Origin of the sequence: Bacteroides neonati (genome assembly GCF_000499785.1) — a bacterium.
Taxonomy (GTDB): domain Bacteria; phylum Bacteroidota; class Bacteroidia; order Bacteroidales; family Bacteroidaceae; genus Bacteroides; species Bacteroides neonati.
Map to the genome: position 1 here is coordinate 375,866 of NZ_HG726023.1, position 24,262 is coordinate 400,127.

General features: G+C 44.0%; 12 protein-coding genes and 2 pseudogenes. 9 read left to right on the plus strand and 5 right to left on the minus strand.

The features are described from left to right. Positions 1-52: 52 nt before the first annotated feature. Positions 53-4,083, minus strand: a pseudogene (locus tag TY03_RS14230) (two-component regulator propeller domain-containing protein). A 249-nt stretch (positions 4,084-4,332) separates the two neighbouring features. Here TY03_RS14230 and TY03_RS14235 point away from each other — a divergent pair. Then, positions 4,333-5,967, plus strand: coding sequence for an alpha-L-fucosidase (locus tag TY03_RS14235; protein ID WP_042371099.1), 1,635 nt, complete (start codon positions 4,333-4,335; stop codon positions 5,965-5,967). A gap of 14 nt (positions 5,968-5,981) precedes the next feature. Here the strand turns inward: TY03_RS14235 and TY03_RS14240 are convergent, their stop codons facing one another. Then, the gene (locus tag TY03_RS14240) at positions 5,982-6,653 is read right to left on the minus strand and encodes an HAD family hydrolase (RefSeq protein ID WP_042371101.1); all 672 of its coding nucleotides are present in this window, start codon (positions 6,651-6,653) and stop codon (positions 5,982-5,984) included. A gap of 91 nt (positions 6,654-6,744) precedes the next feature. On the opposite strand from TY03_RS14240, the gene TY03_RS14245 reads away from it, so the two are divergent. Next, positions 6,745-7,215 carry a DUF5035 family protein gene (locus TY03_RS14245; protein ID WP_042371103.1) on the plus strand — a complete coding sequence of 157 codons (471 nt, stop codon included), beginning with the start codon at positions 6,745-6,747 and terminating at the stop codon, positions 7,213-7,215. Positions 7,216-7,310: 95 nt separating this feature from the next. On the opposite strand, the gene TY03_RS14250 is transcribed toward TY03_RS14245, so the two are convergent. Genes TY03_RS14250 through lysS form a run of 3 tightly spaced genes read right to left on the minus strand, consistent with a single transcriptional unit; the run spans position 7,311 to position 11,466 of the window. After that, positions 7,311-8,648, minus strand: a complete 1,338-nt coding sequence (locus TY03_RS14250; RefSeq protein WP_042371105.1) for a glucose-6-phosphate isomerase — start codon at positions 8,646-8,648, stop codon at positions 7,311-7,313. Positions 8,649-8,685: 37 nt separating this feature from the next. Next, complete coding sequence (locus tag TY03_RS14255) at positions 8,686-9,681, minus strand: NAD(P)H-dependent glycerol-3-phosphate dehydrogenase (protein WP_042371107.1); 996 nt, start codon at positions 9,679-9,681, stop codon at positions 8,686-8,688. A 57-nt stretch (positions 9,682-9,738) separates the two neighbouring features. Beyond that, entirely contained in the window at positions 9,739-11,466 is a 1,728-nt protein-coding gene (gene lysS, locus TY03_RS14260) for a lysine--tRNA ligase (RefSeq protein WP_042371109.1), read from the minus strand. Positions 11,467-11,618: 152 nt separating this feature from the next. On the opposite strand from lysS, the gene TY03_RS14265 reads away from it, so the two are divergent. From TY03_RS14265 to TY03_RS14295, 7 genes and pseudogenes are all read left to right on the plus strand, one after another. Continuing rightward, positions 11,619-12,974: an MATE family efflux transporter gene (locus TY03_RS14265; protein ID WP_042371111.1), complete on the plus strand. Its 1,356-nt coding sequence runs from the start codon at positions 11,619-11,621 to the stop codon at positions 12,972-12,974. Positions 12,975-13,228: 254 nt separating this feature from the next. Further along, a complete protein-coding gene (locus TY03_RS14270; protein ID WP_042371113.1) occupies positions 13,229-13,858 on the plus strand; it encodes a cytidylate kinase-like family protein in 630 nt (209 codons plus the stop codon). A 162-nt stretch (positions 13,859-14,020) separates the two neighbouring features. Next, positions 14,021-15,304 carry an IS1380 family transposase gene (locus tag TY03_RS14275; protein ID WP_042366226.1) on the plus strand — a complete coding sequence of 428 codons (1,284 nt, stop codon included), beginning with the start codon at positions 14,021-14,023 and terminating at the stop codon, positions 15,302-15,304. A 334-nt stretch (positions 15,305-15,638) separates the two neighbouring features. Then, the gene (gene mutA, locus TY03_RS14280) at positions 15,639-17,537 is read left to right on the plus strand and encodes a methylmalonyl-CoA mutase small subunit (protein ID WP_042371114.1); all 1,899 of its coding nucleotides are present in this window, start codon (positions 15,639-15,641) and stop codon (positions 17,535-17,537) included. A gap of 1 nt (position 17,538) precedes the next feature. Next, the gene (gene scpA / locus TY03_RS14285; protein WP_042371116.1) at positions 17,539-19,683 is read left to right on the plus strand and encodes a methylmalonyl-CoA mutase; all 2,145 of its coding nucleotides are present in this window, start codon (positions 17,539-17,541) and stop codon (positions 19,681-19,683) included. Positions 19,684-19,987: 304 nt separating this feature from the next. Continuing rightward, a complete protein-coding gene (locus tag TY03_RS21530; RefSeq protein WP_052332501.1) occupies positions 19,988-21,922 on the plus strand; it encodes a sensor histidine kinase in 1,935 nt (644 codons plus the stop codon). 70 nt (positions 21,923-21,992) lie between these two features. Beyond that, positions 21,993-23,868 (plus strand): annotated as a pseudogene (locus TY03_RS14295) (DNA topoisomerase 3); the annotation flags it as partial. Positions 23,869-24,262 lie beyond the last annotated feature (394 nt).

Sequence of the window (24,262 nt, forward strand, 5' to 3'; positions counted from 1 at the left end):
AAGTACAATAAATTGATTTTAAACATAGTTAAGTCGTTTATAATCAGTTGTATTATTGATTTCTTCGATAAGAGGCCGGTGTTATTCCATACGCATTTTTGAAGCATTTAATAAAATAACTTGCATTCGAAAATCCATAATTCAGAGCAATATCTGCAATAAGTGCTTGCGGGTCATTTTTTAATTTTTCAGCAGCTTTCTGTATTCTCATTGATAGAATGAAGTCGTTGGGAGTTTGTCCCGTTAATCCTTTTATCTTAGTAAAGAGCAAGGTGCGGCTCATGCATAATTCTCTGGCAAAAGTCGCCACATCAAAATCAGCATTATCTATATAAGACTCTACGATTGCAGTGGCATCCATCAATAGTTTTTTGTCGATGGGGTGGAGCGGAAGTTCATTAACGATCGATTCGCCATTAAGCTTAAATTTCTGCTGAAGTAGTTTGCGTGTAGTGATGATGTTATGACATCTTGCTACTAATATCTTAATATTGAAAGGTTTTGATATATAGTCGTCAGCCCCTGTATGCAATCCTTCTAACATATATTCTTCTGTATTGCGGGCTGTCAGTAATACAATGGGAATATGACTGGTTTCCAAGTTGTTTTTTAAAGTTTCACACATTTCCAGACCCGACATAATGGGCATCATGATGTCACTCAAGATGAGTTGTGGTTGCAACGAACAAGCTATATTCACTCCATCGCGGCCGTTGGTTGCTTTATATACATCGTAAATAGGTTCAAATATTCGTACCAGTATTTCTAACATTTCCGAATTGTCTTCAATCAATAATATTTTGATTTCTTTATTTGGTGGTACCATTTCAGAAATTTCTTGAGATTCAATGAGATATAAGTTAGATAACTGCTTACTTTCAGGTAATTCAGTGACAGCCTCTGCGTTTGATTCTCGATGAAGAGTGACGATAAATGAAGTTACACCACCAACTTCACTTTCTACGCTGATGCTACCTCGATGCTGTTCTATAATCTCTTTTGAGAGGGAGAGCCCAATACCCGATCCCTTAATAGCTGTTCGAGTCGTTGTTGTATGATCCTGCCAGAATCTCTCGAACACATGTACTAGCTTTTCTTTTTCAATCCCATGCCCCCAGTTGTTGACCGAGATTACTATATCATAATCTCCTTTTTCGCATAAATCAACAGTTATTCGGTTACCCGGTTGAGTGAATTTAAATGCATTTGATAATAAATTATAAAAAACTTTTTCAATCTGAATTTTGTCAATATATAAATCAGCTTGTTCGAGCGTTGAAGAAAAATGAAGTGCTATTTTTTTTAATTTAGCATAGCTATAAAACGAGCAGCAAACTTCATTAATCACTGCAACAATGTTTTCTTTGGTGATTGTTAAGTTCAGAAAACCCTGATCCTGTTTACGAATATCGATTACTTCATCCACTAAATTATTCATGCGATGTGAGTTTTTATACACATCAATTATCTTATTATAAACTTCTGGAGCAATATCTTTATGCATTAGCAACATTTCAAGTTGGCTTGAAATTAAAGTTAAGGGCGTTCTAAATTCATGTGATATGTTGGTGAAAAAACGTAACTTAGACTGGTTTGCATTTTCTATATATTCCTTTTCCCTTTTCTCGTTCATCAGAGATTGCCTTAGGTTTTTTCGTATCCAATATACGCGGATGAAATACCACAAAATAAAAATTAATGAACATGCTACAACCATTTTGAACCAATTTCTTTCATAAATGGGTGCTTCGACAATAAGCTCAAATGGAATCGAGTAAATGTTTGCTTGATTTGTCTGAGATTGATCTCCTCTTACACGAAACAGGTAGTGTCCGGGATGAAGATTTGTATAGGTGATCATCGTATTGTCACCTGCTTTGATGAATTCCTGATCAAAGCCTTCGAGCTGATACTCCCAACCAATATTGGAGGTGTTGTTTAGCAGATTGCTGGTTATCTCAAAAGTAACAGAGGAATACTGTGGAGGGAGTCTCAAATGATGCTGATATAGTGTTGTTGCTGTCATCAGGTTTAATGAATCAAGAGGCTGTAGCTCTCTGTTGTCGACTAAAATTCGCTTTATGAATATATTATAATCAATGGGCTTTTTATTCAGTTTTTCTTGTGTTATGGCGACTACTCCTGCCAAACCTGCAACATAGATTTTGTGATTGGAGGAGATGTAAAGTCCACCGTCGTTTACGTTATCTAAGGGGAAGTCACTTTGTGGACTATAGTTTTCAAAAGTGGTGGTCAGCGGATTGAATTTGGAGAGGCCACCATTAGTTCCCACATATATAGTACCATCCATCGGACTTTCGGCCAAGTTGGTTATGAAGCTATTTTCCAGTCTCTGCTTGCTTCCATAACCAATGAAGCGATTTGTCTTTTTATTAAAAAGATAGATACCCGACCCTGTGGATCCTAGCCAGATACGTCCTTTGGTATCACACAGTATGTGATTGATATTATGTTGGGCATTGCTTTGCGAAATTTGAGAGAAAGAGTAGCTCTTGGTCAATGAATGTTTCAACTCAATACGAGTAGATCGAAAGAGGTTGTGACCCATAAGTCGCCTTCTTTGTCAAAAGTCATATTCCACACTTGCGATATTTGCTTTGGAGTTGGTGAACAATATTTGAAGGGATGTAATGTTAGCTCTTTTTTGTCTAATATAAGAAGTCCATCTTTGGATGCGAGCAGTAAAGAGTCTCGTCCCTCAAATTCGATGATCTTCACTATATTATAAGCCTTGCCCACTTGCTTTCCCTGTGTGTCTACTACCTCCTCCGAAATATAATCGACTTGTCCGGTCTGTAGATTGATCCGGCTGAGACCTTGGTAGAGAGAAGCTACCCACAAAGTATGTTGTTTCGCTTCATAATAGAGTGATTTTACTGTTTTTAGAGGTTGTTCTTTTCTATATTCTTGTTCAAAAGTGGAAAACTCTTTCTTTACATTATCGTAAAAGTATAGTCCCTTTCCTTCACTTCCGAACCAGATTCTTCCTTGATTATCTTCTGTTATCGAACTGATTATTCTTGAGTTCAAGTGTCCGCTCACAGCGGTAGAAGGGCGATAAAAATGATACATATCATTTGCTATGTTATAATACTGTATACCTTGATAAAACGTTCCAAGCCACAATGTGCCCGAACGGTCATAAAACATAGAAACGATTGAACGTACGTCATTCGCCTCTATATTTAAGTCATATTGATAGTCTGTGAATATGCCACTTACCAAATTTAATGTTTGTAAACCGGCTAAGGTTCCGATATATAATAAGCTGTCATTGGCCTGAATAACATGACGTACATTATCGTGATTAATACTATTTGCCGCTACTTTGCTATGTCTGTAATCTGTTCTATGCCCATCGATATCCAATCTAGTTAGCCCTCGGTTACGTGTGGCTATCCAAAGGCATCCACAGCGATCTTCCATGATGGAGAAAATGGCACCTATGTTGACTTGTTGAAGCACCTTTCCTGCTCGGCTGAGGCGGAAGATACCTTGATTGGATGTGCCTACTGCAATTGATTGATCGTGACAAATGATTAAGCTGTTGATTATAATGTCTTTATCTTCTTTGGACTGCATGCTTCCAAACGAGAAGAATAACTCCGGTTTCTGTTTCGCATTTCTGTATCGGTATATCTCTTTGTCTGTGGCAACCCAAAGGGATCCATCTGCATAGCACATGGCACTCACTTTTCCTTCCGTTAAGGTAGTAAACTGATCAAGTCGCATATCGTATATTGTGATACTTTGCAGACTTCTGATGAAAAGTAGTCCTGTCTTATCGCCACAAATCTGCCTGATATTATTGACATTGATTGAAAAAGGATTAGTATTATCGGGCTTAAATATGTCAAATTTGCGTCCATCAAATCGATTAAGCCCATCTTGTGTGCCAATCCATAGGAAACCGAATTCGTCTTGATAAAAGCAATTAACTGTTTGATGTGACAACCCTTGCCTGACACTCTTAAATCGCATGTTGATGTCTTTGGTAACATTCATCGCGTTACAAAATAATCCGTAATATAGATAAAACAAAAATAGAATATAGGTCTTCATCTTATTGGAAAATTGTTTTTTTATCAAGTATTCTTTCACAAAAGTAGGCTAATTTTACAGAAAACTTTTGAAATAAATTGATTTTTAGCAAATTTTCTTACTCTTATTTTATCTTTTAGGGCTAGAATAGATGATTGGCGATATGAATAAAATTAATATGAATGATAGTTATATAATGCTGTATGATTTTACTATTTTGATATGGATAAATAGTTGTATTTTTGTTCGAAACTAATACGAAATACTCTTATGAAGAAGTGGATTGTTTATTTATTGCTTTTGGCAGGAAGTGCACAAGCATTGGCGCAAAAAGAATCGAGTGATAACAGCATATCGGCTAATAAGAATAAGCCCGAGCGCGAAGAGTGGTTGAGAGACCTTGGCTTTGGGCTGTTTCTTCATTGGAGTCTGGATAGTCAGTTGGGAGTTGTTATCGGACATACATTGGTGGGAGCATCAGATGATTATACTCATCGATTTATCAAAGAACTTCCTCAAACGTTTGATCCTTATAAATTTGATGGTTACCGTATAGCGGTTCAGGCCAAATTGGCAGGGGCTAAATACATTTGTCTGACCACGAAACATCATTCCGGTTTCTGTATGTGGGATACGAAGACAACCGATTTTAAAATAACAAATACCCCTTATGGGAAAGATTTGTTGAGAGAGTTTGTCGATGGTGCGCGTAAGGCCGGATTGGCTGTCGGTCTTTATTATTCCCCGGAAGATTTTAAGTTTTTATATGATCACGACATGAGTGTGCAAAGAGGGGGACTTGTCTTTACCGACGAGATACAAGAAAAATACAATGACCTGATTCGCCGCCAGACTCGAGAGCTTTTTACCGAGTATGGCGATATAGACATGTTTTTCGTCGATGGTGCACCTAAAGCACCCGCTCTGATCGAAGCTTGGCGACTGCAACCCAATGTTGTTGTCACTCGTGGTGCAGTGAGTACACCCGAACAAACGATACCCGGAGCAGTTAATGATAAGTTATGGGAGTCTTGTTTGACGATGGGCACACAATGGCAATATAAACCAACGCACGATGAACTCAAATCGGCTACACGTATCATTGAAATTCTAGTGGAAACTCGAGCCAAAGGAGGTAATCTATTGTTGAATGTTGGTCCTAAGCCCGACGGTGTTATTGCAGATCCGGAAGAACGTAATTTGACCGAATTGTCTGCTTGGCATTTTATCAATCAAGAAGCTATTCACAATGTGCGTCCCTGGATTGTGCCTCATGAAGAGAATATCTGGTATACCGCATCAAAAGATCAAAAGACTGTTTATGCAGTTATTTTTGGTATTCCAGATTGGGTTAGAGGTGATCGCAAAGAGTTTGTTCTTGCCTCAGTGAAAGCTACCTTACAGACTCGTATCAGTGTGTTGGGGCAAAACGATAAAGTGGTGGAGTATGCGAATCAAGTCGATGCCAAATCTCGTTTTAGTCAGCAGAAAGATGGGTTACACATATCAGTAGTTCGTGCCCAACGTATTTATAATAATAACAAATGGCCTAATCCTATTACGGTTAAGTTGGAACATATAGAACCGGCTCTGAATCCGCCTACGTTTTTAACAGTCAAATCATTGACTCAAACGGGTAAAACCACATTGGTCGGCAATGTGATTGATCTTGGTAATACAAATTTGTTAAACGTAGCATTCGAATGGAGAATATATGCAGGCTTTGTTGAGAATCTGAATGAGACCGATTGGAAGAGAACCCATTGGATGAGCGTAAATAAAGCGGGAGAATATAAAATAGATCTGCCCGATCTTCCTAAAGGAATAACGTACGAATTCAGAACTGTTGTCGCTCACCCATCAATGACTCTGTTTGGTGAGAAGATGCAATTTACAAGTCGATAGTGCATACCTGTGATTTATGGCCATCTATCACAAAGAGCTTGCATCGAAGGAAATAAGGCATCTGCACCTGCATCTAATAATACCTGATCATCTAATGGGCCTGTATTTACGGCGATAGTGAAGATACCGGCAGCAACTGCAGCTTGTATTCCAAGCGGTGCATTTTCGATCACAATGGCTTCATCCGCATTTAATCCGCCTTTTTGCAGTGCCATTAAATAGGGTTCGGGATTGGGTTTGCCATGTTTTACGTCGAAGGCAGTTACCATTAGCTCTCGACGAAACATGCCGGGGAAGTTCTCTTCTAATCGATCCAACAGAGAAGCCTGTCCCGAACCGGTTACTACCATTGGTAGTAGTCCTGCTGCTTTTACTTTTTGCAAGAGTTCCCAAGCACCCGGCATGCGTGTCGCTTCCGGATACGTATTGAATTCTCTACTTTTCTCTTTGTAGATGCTTTTAATCTCTTCGGGTGTAGCGTCGCGTCCCAATTGGCGTTGACAGATAAGATTGATTGTACCCGATCCGGTACGTCCTTCGTGCAGGTAAGCTTCTTCGCGGCTTAGGTTAAGTCCGTGTGCATGCATCACTTTGTGCCAAGAATTGGCGTGGTAGGGCATCGAATCGAAAAGTACGCCATCCATATCAAAGAGGACAGCTTTCAATTTGAAATTCTGTTGAATCATTCTATTGCTTATTGATTTTGGAGCACAAAGTTACTCTTTTTTTGCTAATTAGAATATAATATGTATTTTTGCCTCGACAAACTCATAATACATGAAAAAAATAGTTTCACTTTTATTTAGCTTATTACTCTTGGCGGCATGTTCAAATAACGGTCTAAGCCCGGTAATAACCGTTACTAGCCTGTATGTGAATGATGATACAATCGATTATGCACAGACTCTTGGGTCGATGCCTTCTTTGGTTGTGGGCGATGAGGTAAATGTTACGTTGGATCTCAATGGTAATGGTGCCGAATTAAAAACGTTTCAAGTGAATCGTACCGCAGAAATAAAGTTGGATTCTTTGGGTTACGAAAAAAGGGAAGTAACTTCGGAAATTGATTTTACAGATGTCGAGGGTGGGCGCTTGCGTTTTGTTGATGGAGTCAATGATACCCATTTGTTGGTAAAGGCAAAAGTCGTTTCGACAACCGAGAAAGAAACTAAACTATCTTTTTACCTCTCTTCAAAAGCAGAGACTAATGCAGCTCAGTATGATTTGGTGCTGAAGACGGGGGTGTAATCGCTGTTATAGCCGTATTGAATAAAAAAAGCCGGGCAAGACTTCAAAGTAAAGTCTCGCCCGGCTTTTTTTATTCAATATTCTTTTTAGTCCTTTTAAAGTCTTGCGCGGATCGCTTTCGAGTCTTCTTCGTATCCGGGTTTGTCAAGTAAGGCAAACATATTTTTCTTATAAGCCTCTACTCCCGGTTGATTGAACGGATTTACATCCAGAATATAACCGCTGATACCACAAGCTATTTCGAAGAAATAAAGTAGCTGACCGATATTATATTCGTTTAATTCGGGAACAACCAGACGGATATTAGGAACACCACCATCTACATGAGCCAGTTGAGTACCTAATTCGGCCATCTTATTCACTTCGTCTACCCGTTTGCCGGCAAGGAAGTTGAGTCCGTCAAGGTTGGCTTCATCTGCAGGAACTTCGAGCGTATGGTTCACCTTTTCTACCGAGATTACGGTTTCGAAGATGATGCGTTCGCCCTCTTGGATCCATTGTCCCATCGAGTGAAGATCGGTCGAGAAATCGACAGCAGCAGGGAAGATTCCTTTGTTGTCTTTTCCTTCAGACTCACCGTATAATTGTTTCCACCATTCGCTTACATAGTGCAATTTGGGGTTGTAGTTGACCAAGATTTCAATCTTCTTTCCGCTCTTATAAAGTTCATTGCGTGTAGCAGCATAGATAGCAGCTTGGTTTTGGGCAAAAGGAACATCCTTGCCACAAGCTTTCTCCATATCGGCTGCACCTGCTACCAATTGCTCAATATCAAAACCTGCAACGGCAATAGGCAGCAAACCTACCGGAGTGAGTACGGAGAAGCGTCCGCCTACGTTGTCGGGGATGATGAATGATTTGTATCCTTCTTTATCGGCAGTAACACGCGCTGCACCTTTCTTAGCATCGGTGATGGCAACAATTACCTTGCGAGCCATCTCTTTGCCACGTTGCTCTTCGCATTGCTTTTTCAGCAGGCGGAAGGCCAAAGCTGTTTCGGTAGTAGTACCCGATTTAGAGATATTTAGTACACCGAATTTTTTATCTTTTAAGAATGTAGTCAGTTCGTACAGGTAATCTTCGCCGATATTATGTCCGGCATAGATAATGGTTGGAGCTGTTTTTTCCTTTTGCAACCAAGTGAAGCTGTTCGATAAGGCTTCTACAACAGCGCGGGTTCCCAAATAACTTCCACCAATACCTGCTACAACCACTACTTCACAATTATCTCTCAACACTTGTGCAGTAGCTTTCAAGTCGGCCAGATGTTCGGCAGTGATCGATGAGGGCAGGTGCAACCATCCTAAAAAGTCGTTGCCTTTGCCTGTACCATTTTCCAATGCTTCTTGTGCAGCTTTTACTTGGGCTTCATAGCCGAAAACGGACTCTTTGGAGATAAATCCAAAGGTTTTTTCAATGTTTAAACTAATCATATCTTTTTACTTTGTTTAAAGGGGTTTTAAAGTTGGGTTACCTGAATGAATCTGTGAGTAGCTTGATTTCAATCATCGGCGATATGCGCTCATAGAGGATGTTGTAAACAGCGTCGAGTATAGGCATGTTGACATGATAATGCTTGTTGATTTCTTTGATACACTTGGTGCCATAGTAACCTTCGGCTATCATTTCCATCTCAATTTGTGCACTCTTCACGGAGTATCCCTTGCCGATCATCGTACCGAATGTACGGTTACGGCTGAAGTTGGAATAGCCCGTAACCAAGAGGTCGCCCAAATAAACAGATTCGTTGATGTTTCTGTTTAGCGGATATACTGTATCTAAGAAGCGGCTCATTTCCTGAATGGCATTCGAGATCAGTACCGATTGAAAGTTATCGCCATATTTCAACCCGCTACAGATACCTGCGGCAATGGCATATACGTTCTTTAATACAGAGCTATATTCGATACCTATCACATCGTCGCTGATGGAGGTTTTAATATAACTGCTTCCTAACCGGTGGGCGAAGATGCGCGCTTTATCCGTATCGGGGCAAGCCAGTGTAAGATATGAGAGGCGTTCGAGAGCAACCTCTTCTGCATGGCAAGGACCTGCCAGAACGGCAATATTCTGGGGTGGAACACCGTACTCTTTCGTGAAGTATTCCGATACGATAATATTGTCGTCGGGTACGATTCCTTTGATAGCAGTAATAATGAACTTATCCTTTATCTTTGTTTTCAGCTTTTTCAGGTGAACTTTCAAGTAAGGAGATGGGGTGACAAAGACAAGCGTATCACTCTCCTTGACAATATCGTTGATATTGGAGCTGAAATTGATACGTTTTATGTCGAACTTAACGCCTGTCAGATAGGCCGGGTTGTGGCCCAATCTCTTGAAGTCGGCAATACGGTCGTCGCGACGCATGTACCAGTTGATGGACTCTTCTTGAGCCAAGAACATTTTGGCAATGGCTGTGGCCCAGCTTCCGCCGCCCATTATCGCTATCTTACCGGGTAATTTCATATTGTAATGAATAATAATAATGAAAGAGTGAAGAATGACTCTTCACTCTTTTTATTCTTAATTTAAACGTTTCACCCACTCAGTCACATCATTTACTGACGGAGCGGTTAATTCCAATTTGTACTTCTTATTGATACCACAGATATCCTGGTGGAACTTCTGCGGATTCACCTCTTTTAAGTCCGATACCATGTTGTATCCGGCTTTCTGAATAGCCGGTACCCACTCTTCGGGGATGCCTATCTCCATGTATTTGGCTGCTGCATCTCTTTTGATTGTCTTTTCGGGACGCATCTGAGGGAAGAACAATACCTCCTGAATGGCTGTTTGTCCGGTCATCAGCATCACAAGGCGGTCCATACCGATACCCATACCCGATGTAGGAGGCATACCATACTCCAAGGCGCGTACAAAATCCATATCGATAAACATGGCTTCGTCATCTCCCTTTTCGCTTAGCTTAAGCTGCTCTTGGAAACGCTCCAGCTGATCGATTGGGTCGTTCAACTCCGAATAAGCATTGCAAAGCTCTTTTCCGTTGACCATAAGCTCGAAGCGTTCTGTCAGTTCGGGGTTTTCGCGGTGTTTCTTGGTTAGCGGAGACATCTCTTTGGGGTAGTCGGTGATGAAGGTTGGCTGAATGTAATTGCCTTCGCAGAACTCGCCGAATATTTCATCGATCAGCTTGCCTTTGCCCATGGTTTCGTTGATGTCCATGTTAAGTTGCTTGCATACCTCGCGAATCTCTTCTTCGCTCTTTCCTGTTAGATCGTGACCGGTAAAGTCCTTGATCGCTCCCAGCATGGTAACACGCTTGAAGGGTGCTTTGAAATTGATCAGTTTATCACCTACGGTTACCTCTGTGGTTCCATTCACATCGAGACAGATCTTTTCGATCATCTTTTCGGTGAACTCCATCATCCAGTTGTAGTCTTTGTACGATACATAGATCTCCATACAGGTAAACTCGGGGTTGTGCGTGCGGTCCATTCCTTCGTTACGGAAGTTTTTCGAGAACTCGTATACCCCTTCAAAGCCACCGACGATAAGACGCTTCAGGTACAGCTCATCTGCGATACGCAGGTACAGCGGAATATCAAGCGCATTGTGGTGTGTGATGAACGGACGTGCCGATGCACCACCGGGGATGGCTTGCAGGATGGGTGTCTCTACTTCCATGTAATTCTGTGCGTTGAAATATTCACGCATGGAAGAGTACACTTTATTTCGTTTGATGAAAATATCTTTGATACCTTCGTTTACAGCCAGGTCGACGTAGCGTTGGCGATAACGCATTTCGGGATCTTCGAAGGAGTCGTATGCTACACCGTCTTTATACTTTACGATAGGAAGCGGCTTGATCGATTTGGCCAGTACCGTGAGCTTTTGTGCATGGATACTGATTTCGCCCATTTGTGTGCGAAATACAAAACCTTCGATACCGATAAAGTCGCCTAAGTCGAGCAGGCGTTTAAACACAGTGTTGTACATCTCTTTGTCTTCTCCCGGACAAATATCGTCGCGAGTGATATAGACTTGTATACGTCCTTTTGAATCTTGCAATTCAACAAAAGACGCTTTACCCATAACACGTCTGCTCATGATGCGTCCGGCAATGGAAACAGGACGTGGCGCTTCGTCGTCTTTGAATTCCTGTTTTATATCGGTAGAGAAAGCATTGGTTACATACTCTGCTGCGGGATAGGGATCAATGCCCATCGCGCGAAGTTCATTCAGACTGTTGCGTCGGATGATTTCCTGTTCACTTAGTTCTAATAGGTTCATTTCGTTACGTATTAACTCAATATTTGGAGGCAAAAATACGAAACATTTTTCATATAACGGCATGAACGGGCTTCTAATTAATCAAAGAAGCCTTCCATGGGCTTGTCCAAATGCGAAAAAAAGAGTACTTTTGCACCCTTAAAACATTCAGTATGACAGGACAAAAAACGCCCACTGCGCTGGGAACAGAGCCCATTAGAAAGCTTTTGATGCAGTATGCCATTCCGGCAATTATCGCTATGACGGCATCGTCTTTGTATAATATGGTTGACAGCATTTTTATTGGGCACGGTGTAGGGCGCATGGCTATTTCGGGGTTGGCACTCACTTTCCCGTTGATGAACCTGGCAGCAGCATTCGGATCATTGGTTGGTGTAGGAGCCGCCACATTGGTATCGGTCAAACTGGGGCAGCGCGATTATGATACGGCTCAGCGCGTGCTGGGCAATGTGTTGATCTTAAACCTTATTATCGGGCTGGCTTTTACCATACCTACTCTTATCTTTCTGGACCCCATTCTTTACTTCTTCGGAGGTAGTGACGAGACGGTTGGCTATGCCCGCGATTACATGCAGATTATTCTGTTAGGCAATGTGATTACGCATATTTATTTGGGGCTCAATGCAGTGCTTCGCTCGGCCGGCCATCCTCAGAAGGCGATGATTGCCACGATTGCGACCGTGCTTATCAATACGGCACTCGATCCGCTCTTTATCTTCGGCTTCGGTTGGGGCATTCGTGGGGCGGCCATTGCCACGATTGTGGCACAGGTCATTGCTTTGACGTGGCAATTTAAATTGTTTAGTAACAAAGACGAACTGCTACACTTTCACCGTGGCATCTTCCGGCTGAAACGTAAGATCGTAACGGCTTCGCTGGCCATCGGCATGGCTCCTTTTTTAATGAATCTGGCCTCCTGCTTTATTGTCATTTTAATCAATCAAGGGCTCAAACGTCATGGAGGCGATTTGGCCATCGGAGCCTTTGGTATTGTTAACCGGTTGGTCTTTCTCTTCATTATGATTGTGATGGGCATTAATCAAGGTATGCAACCCATAGCCGGTTATAACTTCGGTGCACGTCACTACGACCGTGTTACTCAAACACTGAAGCTAACCATTTGTGCGGCTACGGTGGTTACTACGATTGGTTTCCTGATGGGGATATTCGTGCCCGACTGGGCTGTTTCTATTTTTACGTCCGATAGTGAGCTGATAGCCTTGGCATCCGAAGGGTTGCAGATCGTTGTACTGTTTTTCCCCATTGTCGGCTTTCAGATGGTTGCTTCCAACTTCTTTCAAAGCATCGGTATGGCAGGTAAGGCTATTTTCCTATCGCTTACCCGGCAGATGTTGTTGTTGATTCCCTGTTTGTTTATTCTTCCCCGTTTTTATGGTCAAACGGGGGTATGGGTTAGTATGCCTGTATCCGATTTGGCGGCGAGTTTGATTTCGGCAGCCATGTTGTGGTGGCAGTTTCGAAGCTTCAAAAAGATGAGTGCAAAATAAGATAAGTGATCGGCGTAAATTATTGATTATCATAGCTTATAAAGAATACGTATTCTTGGGTGCCAAGAGTACGTATTTAACGTACTGTTAATTAGTATATGAATGCTCCATTGAGTACGTACTCTTAAGAGCAAGCTTATTTTATTCCTGCCCGTATCTAAAACTTACCAATTGATAATTTCTTCTGTTTTCTTATCTCCCTTCTCAGAAATAATCCGTATGTTTGCTTTTTAACCAATTAACAGCAACGTACTATGAGTACTAATTATGTGATAAACATCGGCCGTCAACTAGGAAGTGGCGGCAAGGAAATAGGAGAGAAGCTGGCCTCTCGCATGGGGATAGGCTTTTATGATAAAGAACTGATCAATCTGGCATCCGAAGAGAGCGGACTGTGTAGGGAGTTCTTTGAGAAAGCCGACGAAAAAGCTTCTCAAAGTATCATCGGCGGATTGTTTGGGATGCGGTTCCCCTTCATCAGTGACAGTTCTATCCCCTACACCAATTGCCTGAGCAATGATGCACTTTTCAAAATTCAAAGCGACGTGATACGCCGGCTTGCATCCGAGCGGTCTTGCTTGTTTGTAGGGCGTTGCGCCGACTATATTCTTCGGGAACATCCGCGTTGCGTAAACATCTTTATCTCATCCTCTCCACAAGAACGCATGGCGCGTCTTTGTCGCATTCACTCCATTGCCGAAGAAGAGGCGGAGGAGATGATGAATAAGTCCGATAAGAAACGTTCCGAATACTACAACTATTATAGCTACAAAACTTGGGGAGCCGCTTCCACTTATCACCTTTGTGTCGACTCATCTGCATTGGGTATCGAAGCAACGGTTTTGTTTCTAGAAGAGTTTGTGGCTAAAAAGCTAAAACTATAAACTCTTTTTCATCTGCCTGCTATTTAATACCTTAAATCCGCAGTCATATTATTTTCAGAGAATCCAAACACTTGAGGATGAATAACATCCTCAAGGTTTGGTTATGTCACAAGATTCACCTAAATTAGTGCTACCAAACAAACCATAAAGGTACTTGTGCATATGACAACAAAAATAGCCATAAAATCAGATAATATCACTCCTTTTGGGGGTATATTTTACGCAATGGATGAATTTTCTCGTTTAGGACTGAATTCCGTGATCGATAAATCTTTAGGATTACGTTCTTCCTACGCCGGTTACCAATATAGCGAAATTATTTCGAGCCTATTTTGGATCTACTATTGCGGCGGTGACCACATCGAAGATATCGGCAAACACCTTGGCAAACATCTTGAATTACGCCCGGATACTGAAATCCCCAGTCCGGATACTTTATTGAGAGGCATAAAAGAACTCGCAGAATTGGATATCCACTATACTTCCCAAAAAGGAGCAAGCTATGCTTTCAATAAGGCGGAACAGCTTAATAGTTTGATGCTCGATATGCTCCTTCAAACAGAACAACTCAAGCCAAACACGCTTTATAACTTGGACTTCGACCACCAGTTTATTCCCACAGAAAAGTATGACACTCAGTATTCTTACAAGAAAAAACGTGGTTATTTCCCCGGCACGGCAACTATTGGTGGTAACATTGTTGGTGTGGAAAATCGGGCCGCAAACGCAAATGTCCGTTTTCGTCAAGCGGATACGCTCCAACGGACTTTTCGTCGTTTGGCCGATAGGGGAATATTCATAGACCGTTGCCGGATGGACTGTGGTTCTTATTCGGAAGAGATTATCCGTATGACACATGGCTACTGCAACAAGTTCTACATACGAGCCGGCAAATGTCAGTCTCTGTATGAAGAAATGACGAAAATCACAGATTGGAAAAAAGAAGAAATCAACTTCGAGAATTATGAAGTGACCTCCATACCTTTTACTTCCTTTTTGCAAGAAGAAAACTACCGACTTGTTATTCAAAGGCAAAAGCGTAAGGACAACCAATTGGACCTATTTGATGGTGAATACACCTATCGGTGCATCTTAACCAATGACCATGAAAGTTCTGAAAAAGACATTGTACTCTTCTACAATGCTCGTGGAGCCTGTGAAAGAACATTCGACATGATGAATAACGATTTCGGGTGGAGTCATCTTCCCTGTTCATTCCTCAAAGAGAATACAGTATTCCTGCTACTTACAGCCATGGCTAAAAACTTTTATGCTTACCTTATTGAGAAGGTTGCAGCCGTGTTTGAAGATATTGAACCGGTAAGCCGAGTCAAACGATTTATCTTTCGATTCATTACAGTTCCTGCGAAATGGGTAAAGACAGGCAGACAATGGGTACTCAATATTTATTCCGACAAACCATACAAGTTGCTTTGGAGTCCGTAAAAACAACTTTTCGTGGGATTACTTATGCCTTCAGCTAACTGGGGAAAGGGGAAGCTATGCCCTATAACCTGAAATCAAGGAGAAAAGCAGGGGGAAAAGCTACGAGTAGGAACTATTAGGTGAATTAAATCGCTATTTGAATCAGTTATAAATTAGCTGCGGATGAGGTAATAAATGCTTCAGTAACAACAAGACAGCCTACAGTGCGAATTTTCCCTAAAAAAAGTACCTTGTTTAAAGGAATTAAGTATCTTTGCATGTCTTAATGAAACATTTAGAAAGAGATATAAAATAATGATAGTTATTAATCTTATTTTAAAAATTAGAATAAACTATGGCAGACAGTAAAGAAAAGCTCTTCTCGGACTTCTCTCCCGTATCCACCGAAAAATGGATGGAGAAAGTAACAGCCGACCTCAAAGGCGCTGATTATGAGAAGAAACTCGTTTGGAAAACGAACGAAGGGTTCAAGGTTAAACCGTTCTACCGAATGGAAGACTTGGAGGGATTAAAAACAACCGATGCGCTTCCGGGCGAGTTTCCTTATCTGAGAGGAACAAAGAAGGATAGCAATGCATGGTTGGTTCGTCAGGAAATAAAGGTAGCATGCCCCAAGGAAGCCAATGAAAAAGCATTGGATATTCTCAACAAAGGCATCGACTCTCTTTCTTTCCATATTAAATCCGCCGATTTAAGTGCCGAATACATCGAAACATTGCTTAACGGTATTTGTGCAGAGTGTGTCGAATTGAACTTCTCTACTTGTCAAGGACATGTGGTGCAGTTGGCAGAGAACCTGGTAGCTTACTTCCAGAAGAAAGACTACGATGTGAAGAAACTGCAAGGTTCGATCAACTTTGACTTCCTCAACAAAATGTTGACGAAGGGCAAAGAAAAAGGAGACATGGTACAGACAGCCAAAGCACTGATCGAAGCCATTCAGCCTCTTCCTTTTTACCGTGTGCTGAACGTGACAGCCTTGTCGCTCAACAATGCAGGTGCCTATATTTCGCAAGAACTGGGTTACGCATTGGCTTGGGGTAACGAATACATGAACCAACTTACCGAAGCCGGTATTCCTGCTGCCGTAGTAGCAAAGAAGATCAAATTCAACTTCGGTATCAGCTCTAACTACTTCCTCGAAATTGCTAAATTCCGTGCGGCTCGTATGTTGTGGGCCAACATCGTAGCCTCTTACCAACCCGAATGCTTGCGCGATTGCGATAACAAGGGTGCCAACGGCGAATGTCGTTGCGCGGCTAAGATGAAAGTACATGCAGAGACTTCTACCTTTAATATGACGCTGTTCGATGCACATGTGAATTTGCTCCGTACACAAACAGAAGCTATGAGTGCTGCACTGGCAGGTGTCGACTCAATGACGGTTACTCCGTTTGATGTTACGTATCAGACAGCCGACGATTTCTCTGAACGTATGGCTCGCAATCAACAACTCTTATTGAAAGAGGAAGCTCATTTCGATAAAGTGGTAGATCCCGCTGCCGGTTCGTATTATGTAGAGAACCTCACTGCTGCCATCGCTAAGCAAGCTTGGGAACTGTTCCTTTCGGTCGAAGAAGAGGGTGGTTTCTATGCTGCTGTAAAAGCAGGCAAGGTGCAGGCTGCTGTGAACGAAAGCAACAAAGCTCGTCACAAAGCAGTGGCTCAACGCCGCGAAGTGCTATTGGGTACTAACCAGTTCCCCAACTTCAACGAAATAGCAGGCGATAAGAAACCGGTAGAGGCTACTTGTTGCTGCGGTGGAAAAAGCACTTGCGAAAAGGATGTACCTACATTGGTATTTGATCGTGCTGCCAGCCAGTTCGAAGCATTGCGCCTCGAAACGGAAGCATCGGGCAAACGTCCGAAAGCGTTCATGCTCACTATCGGTAACCTGGCTATGCGTCAGGCGCGTGCTCAATACTCTTGCAACTTCTTGGCTTGTGCCGGATATGAAGTGGTGGATAATCTTGGTTTCGAAAGCATCGAAGCCGGTGTAGAGGCTGCTATGGCTGCCAAAGCCGATATCGTAGTACTCTGCTCAAGCGATGACGAATATGCAGAATATGCTGTTCCGGCATTCAAGGCAGTAGGTGATCGCGCATTGTTTATCGTTGCCGGTGCTCCTGCCTGTATGGACGAACTGCAAGCTGCAGGTATCGAGAATTTCATTCACGTTCGTGTCAATGTACTCGATACATTGAAAGAGTTCAACGCTAAATTATTGAAGTAAGATGAGAAAAGATTTTAAGAACTTAGATATATATGCCGCATTTCAGCCCGCTAACGGTGCTGAATGGCAAAAGGCTAACGGAATCGAAAGTAACTGGAAGACTCCCGAACACATCAGTGTAAAGCCTGTTTATACAAAAGAAGACCTCGAAGGAATGGAACATCTGCACTATGCAGCCGGACTTCCTCCTTACCTGCGTGGTCCGTATTCGGTTATGTACACGCTTCGTCCCTGGACGATCCGTCAGTATGCCGGATTCTCTACTGCCGAAGAATCAAATGCATTCTATCGCCGCAACCTGGCTGCCGGACAAAAAGGTTTGTCGGTAGCGTTCGACTTGGCTACACACCGTGGCTATGACCCCGACCACGAACGTGTGGTAGGCGACGTAGGTAAAGCCGGTGTGTCTATCTGTTCGCTCGAAAACATGAAGGTATTGTTCGATGGTATTCCGTTGAACAAGATGTCTGTGTCGATGACCATGAACGGTGCCGTACTTCCTATCTTGGCATTCTATATCAATGCCGGTTTGGAACAAGGTGCACAACTCGAAGAGATGGCCGGAACCATTCAGAACGATATCCTCAAAGAATTCATGGTGCGTAATACCTATATCTACCCACCTGCATTCTCTATGAAGATCATCTCGGACATCTTTGAGTATACTTCTCAGAAGATGCCGAAGTTCAACTCAATCTCTATCTCGGGCTATCACATGCAGGAAGCCGGTGCTACTGCCGACATTGAGTTGGCTTACACCCTTGCCGATGGTCTTGAGTACCTTCGTGCAGGTGTTGCCGCAGGTATCGACATCGATGCATTTGCTCCTCGTCTGTCGTTCTTCTGGGCCATTGGTACCAACCACTTCATGGAAATTGCCAAGATGCGTGCTGCCCGTATGCTGTGGGCGAAGATTGTAAAACAATTCAATCCGAAGAACGCGAAATCACTGGCTTTGCGTACCCACTCTCAAACATCGGGTTGGTCGCTTACCGAGCAAGATCCGTTCAATAACGTAGGCCGTACCTGTATCGAAGCAATGGCAGCAGCGTTGGGACACACCCAATCATTGCATACCAATGCACTCGATGAGGCTATCGCTTTGCCAACCGACTTCTCGGCTCGTATCGCTCGTAACACACAGATCTATATTCAGGAAGAAACTTATATCTGCAAGAACGTCGACCCATGGGGTGGTTCGTACTACGTAGAGTCTTTGACCAACGACTTGGCTCACAAAGCATGGGAGTTGATCGAAGAGGTAGAGAAGCTGGGCGGTATGGCCAAAGCCATCGAAACCGGTCTGCCTAAGATGCGTATCGAAGAGGCTGCTGCCCGTACGCAAGCTCGTATCGACTCGGGTTCGCAAACCATTGTAGGCGTCAACAAGTACCGTTTGGAGAAAGAAGCTCCGATCGATATCCTGGAGATCGACAATACATCGGTTCGTAACCAACAGATCGAACGTCTTGCCGAACTCAAAGAAGGTCGCGACGAAGCGAAAGTACAAGCTGCTTTGGCTGCCATCACCAAGTGTGTGGAAACCAAAGAAGGCAACCTGCTCGAACTGGCTGTAGAAGCCGCTCGTGTTCGTGCTACTCTGGGCGAAATCTCATCGGCTTGCGAAGAAGTAGTAGGTCGTTATAAAGCAGTAATCAGAACTATTTCAGGCGTGTATTCAGCAGAAAGTAAAAACGATAGCGACTTCAAGCGTGCTTGCGAGTTGGCCGAGAAGTTTGCAAAGAAAGAGGGACGTCAGCCCCGTATCATGGTAGCTAAGATGGGACAAGACGGTCACGACCGTGGTGCCAAAGTAGTAGCAACCGGTTATGCCGATTGTGGTTTCGACGTAGACATGGGACCTCTGTTCCAGACTCCTGCCGAAGCTGCCCGCGAAGCAGTAGAGAATGATGTTCACGTAGTAGGTGTTTCTTCACTGGCTGCCGGACACAAGACACTGATTCCGCAGATCCTCGAAGAACTTAAGAAGCTGGGTCGCGAAGATATCATCGTGATTGCCGGTGGTGTAATTCCTGCGCAAGACTATGATTTCTTGTACAAAGCCGGTGTGGCTGCCATCTTCGGTCCGGGTTCGCCTGTAGCGAAAGCTGCCTGCCAGATTCTCGAAATCTTGTTGGAAGAATAATAAACTTTGATAAGTTCATTGAAATGGGCGAGGTGTCTTAGGATACCTCGCCCTCTTTGTTTTGTTAAGAAAACACTAAAAAAGTTATTGCACTTCCGTTTTCGTGCACAGAGTTTGTTTTTTCTTGAAAAACCTATATCTTTGCACTGTGTTTTTCATAGTATTAGATTTAAGGTTAACAAAGGTTGGAGCAAGGCGTTGCTCCTTTTTTTTTACCTATGAATCCTTAATGTGTGAAATAACTAGTTTACTTTCGGTGGTTAATGCTATTTCTTTAGACGATGAATTACTAAACTAATTTGTTATGAAACGCTACTTATTACTTGCTATGCTGCTATGGGGCTTTCGGATCAATGTTTTTTCGGAAGTAGATAAAGTTCTTGTACTAAGTTCTTATGGAACAGATTACCAATGGAGCAACTCCATTGCAGATGTTATTTGTAGGGAACTTAAAGCAGAATTTCCTAATATTGAGTTCAGCCGGGAGTTCTTATCATCAGAGTTTTTAGACAACGCCGATACCTGGGGAGATAAAGTAAGCGTGCTGCTTGCCAACTACCGGAAGAACCCCCCACTTGCTATCGTACTAATTTCGGACGAAGCATGGATGGCTTATCAGGATGCCGATTTTGCCGACTTTCAGAACGTTCCCCTTTTGCTCTGTGCAGTAAAGCCTCACACTATTTGTACGCAAACGCTTGATTATTGTCAGAAATCTCTTCGGCTATCTCACTTTAAACCCACTCTTGAAGTGATGAAGAAGTACAACGCCACCGGCGTGCTTCGTGCCATGAACACATCGGGCTATCTGACCTTAATGAATAATTTAATACCCAACCTCGATCGGTTTACATTTATTACCGACGGGCGGTTTTATGGCATCTATACCCGTTTGCTTTTGGAGCAAGAAGTAAAGCGAAGCTATCCGAGCATTCCGGTCGATTACCTCGATGCCCGGTCGATCACGACAGACTCTCTGCTGAGAAAGTTACCCGAAATTACTCCGACCACAGGCGTGTTGCTTACCTCATGGCTGACGGGCGATCATGGGTTCGAATACTCCAAAGAACATGTTTACAGCCAGATGGAACTCGATCTTCAAGCTCCTATATTTATCACCAACAATATCGGTTTAGATAAGGAATATTTCGTAGGAGGATATTTCAATACTTCTTCCTTCTGGGGCAAGAGAACAGCCGACCAGTTGATTCAGATTCTCCGAGGCAAAAGCCCCCGGCAGATAGAAACGATGGTCGAATACGATGAACAATGCAGAATTGCCTGGAAAGTCTTTGAGCGCTACAAGCTCGATAAAGATAATCTTCCTGCCAATACCATGTTCTACAACTACCCCCAGTCTTTCTTTAGTACCTATAAGTACTATATTATTGTCGGTTCTGTGTTGTTGGTTATCTTTGTATTGTTCTACCTTTATACACTTCGTAGCAATATCAAGCTGCATAGTGCCCAGCGTCTTTTGCTTCAGTCGGTTGCAGCAACCGAGAAGGCCAATACCGAACTCAAAGCCACGCACGAGGAACTTACGAAAGCCCTCCATAAAGCCGAAGAGTCCGACCGGTTGAAGTCGGCTTTCTTGGCCAATATGAGTCACGAGATACGTACACCGCTCAATGCCATCGTCGGCTTTTCGGGGGTGATTGCCGATATGGACTCGAAAGAAGAGCGGATGGAGTTTGCCGAGCTCATCCACCGTAACAGTGATCTGTTGCTACATCTGATATCCGATATCCTCGACGAGTCGAAGATCGAAGTCGGTATGCTCGAACTCCATTTTGAGAAGGTAGATGCTTTGGAAATCAGTCTGCACGTTATTGCAGCACTTCAGGACAAATGTGCGCAAGGCGTTGCCCTATCACTTCATCCGTCTTGCACCTCTATGTCTCTGTATACCGATCCCAACCGGTTGATGCAGTTACTCAATAATTTGGTTAGTAACGCTATGAAGTTTACACGCGAGGGAGCCATTACGGTAGGCTACTTTCCGTATGGCGACGAGCAGATCGAGTTCTTTGTCGAAGATACCGGCATCGGCATTCCCGAAGATAAGCACGGTGATATTTTCGAACGCTTTACCAAACTGGATTCCTACGTCGAAGGTACCGGCTTGGGACTATCTATCTGTAAAACAATTGTTGAGTTGCTTGGCGGCACCATCGGCGTAAGCTCCGAACCCGGCAAAGGCTCTCGCTTCTGGTTTCGGATTCCGAAGAAACAATAATCGCTTCTCGGCAATGTATGCCATTTTTTTGTACCTTTGTCTTCTTATTATAGATTGAAGGAGAAAATAAATGATAGTTTGCATTGCCGAAAAGCCCTCAGTGGCACGTGATATAGCCGATATTTTAGGAGCCCGGGAACGGAAAGACGGATACATGGAAGGTAACGGATATCAGGTAACCTGGACGTTCGGACATCTCTGTACCCTGAAAGAACCTCACGAATATACGCCTGCCTGGAAGTCATGGAGCTTGGGCAGCCTGCCCATGATACCGCCACGCTTTGGTATTAAACTAATCAGTAACCCTACGTACGAGAAGCAGTTTCGAACGGTAGAGTGGTTGATGCAACGTGCCGACGAGATCATCAACTGCGGTGATGCCGGGCAGGAGGGAGAACTCATTCAGCGCTGGGTGTTGCACAAGGCCGGCGTTACCTGTCCCGTGAAGCGTCTTTGGATCTCTTCGCTTACCGAAGAGGCTATCAAAGAGGGCTTTGCCAAACTCAAAGATCAATCCGAGTTCCAATCGCTTTACGAAGCGGGGATGTCTCGTGCCATCGGCGACTGGCTGTTGGGCATGAACGCCACCCGCCTGTATACCATTAAGTATGGTCAGAACCGTCAGGTGCTCTCCATTGGCCGGGTACAGACGCCTACATTGGCACTGATCGTGAACCGCCAGCTGGAGATTGAGAACTTCACCCCCGAGGCTTACTGGGAGTTGAAAACCGTGTATCGCGACACGACCTTCTCTGCCACCAAGGGCAAGTTCACCTCCAAAGAAGAAGGCTTGGCCTTTCTCGATACCGTGCGGCAGTCGGACTTTATCGTGACCGACGTATCGGCCAAGAAAGGCGTGGAGTATGCACCGCGCCTGTTCGACCTCACCTCGTTGCAGGTAGAGTGCAACAAGAAGTTCGGCTATTCGGCCGACGAAACCCTGAAGCTTATCCAATCGCTCTACGAAAAGAAAGTAGCCACCTATCCGCGTGTAGACACCACGTTCCTGAGCGACGACATTTATCCCAAATGCCCCGGCATACTCAAAGGCATCAGCCGCGACTACGAAGCACTGACCGCTCCGCTCGACGGTGCCAAGTTGCCTAAGTCGAAGAAGGTATTCGATAGTGCCAAGGTAACCGATCACCACGCCATCATCCCTACCGGACAGCCCCCGCAGAACCTGACCGACATGGAGCGAAGGGTTTTCGATCTCATCGCCCGTCGTTTCATTGCCGTCTTCTATCCCGACTGTAAAGTCTCTACCACCACCATTCTGGGCGAGGTAGATAAGATCGAGTTTAAGGTAACCGGTAAGCAGATTCTCGCACCCGGCTGGCGTGTGGTCTTTGCCCGCGAGCAGGTCGAAGAGAAAGAAGGAGACGAAGAACGCGTATTGCCCCTCTTCGTCAAAGGCGAAAGCGGCCCCCACGTGCCCGACCTGAACGAGAAATGGACACAGCCGCCCAAACCCTTTACCGAAGCCACCCTCTTGCGAGCCATGGAAACGGCCGGTAAGCTGGTCGATAACGACGAACTGCGTGATGCCCTCAAGGAGAACGGTATCGGTCGCCCCTCTACGCGTGCCGCCATCATCGAAACCCTGTTCAAGCGTAACTACATCCGCAAGGAGAAGAAAAATCTCATCGCCACCGCCACCGGGGTAGAGTTGATACAACTTATTCGCGAAGAACTCCTGAAGTCGGCCGAACTAACCGGTATCTGGGAGAAGAAACTTCGCGAGATAGAGAAGAAGACGTACGATGCCCACCAGTTTCTCGAAGAGCTGAAGCAGATGGTGTCGGAGATCGTCTTCAGCGTGTTGAGTGATAACACCAACCGTCGCATCACCATTCAGGAAGCTGTCGAGGCAGTAGCCGAAGAGAAAAAAGCAGAACCCAAGAAGCGTACCCGCAAACCCGCCGCCCCTAAGGAGAAGAAAGCCAAGGCGGAAGCACCCGTAGCTGCTCCCGATGCAGCTCCAACTGCTCCGCAAGCAACCGCTCCGGCTTCTCCGCAGCCCGCAGAGACTGAAGTGCCCGATGCACAAGTCGGCCGCCCCTGCCCACTCTGTGGACAAGGAACGGTTATTAAAGGCAAAGCCGCCTACGGTTGTTCGCGTTGGAAAGAGGGTTGTACCTTCCGTCAGGCGTTTGAGTAATCCGCTCAAGAGTGCCTGACAACCTCTCTAAGAAGCTGTCTTAATCCTTCTAAGAACCGCTCATAATTCCCTTTTCTCCTAACGAAAAATAGCTTCTCACCCGGGTGAGAATACAAATATGTCCGTACGTTTGCCTGATTGTGTAAGGGAGATGACCGCCTTCGTCTCCTGTCTCTTCC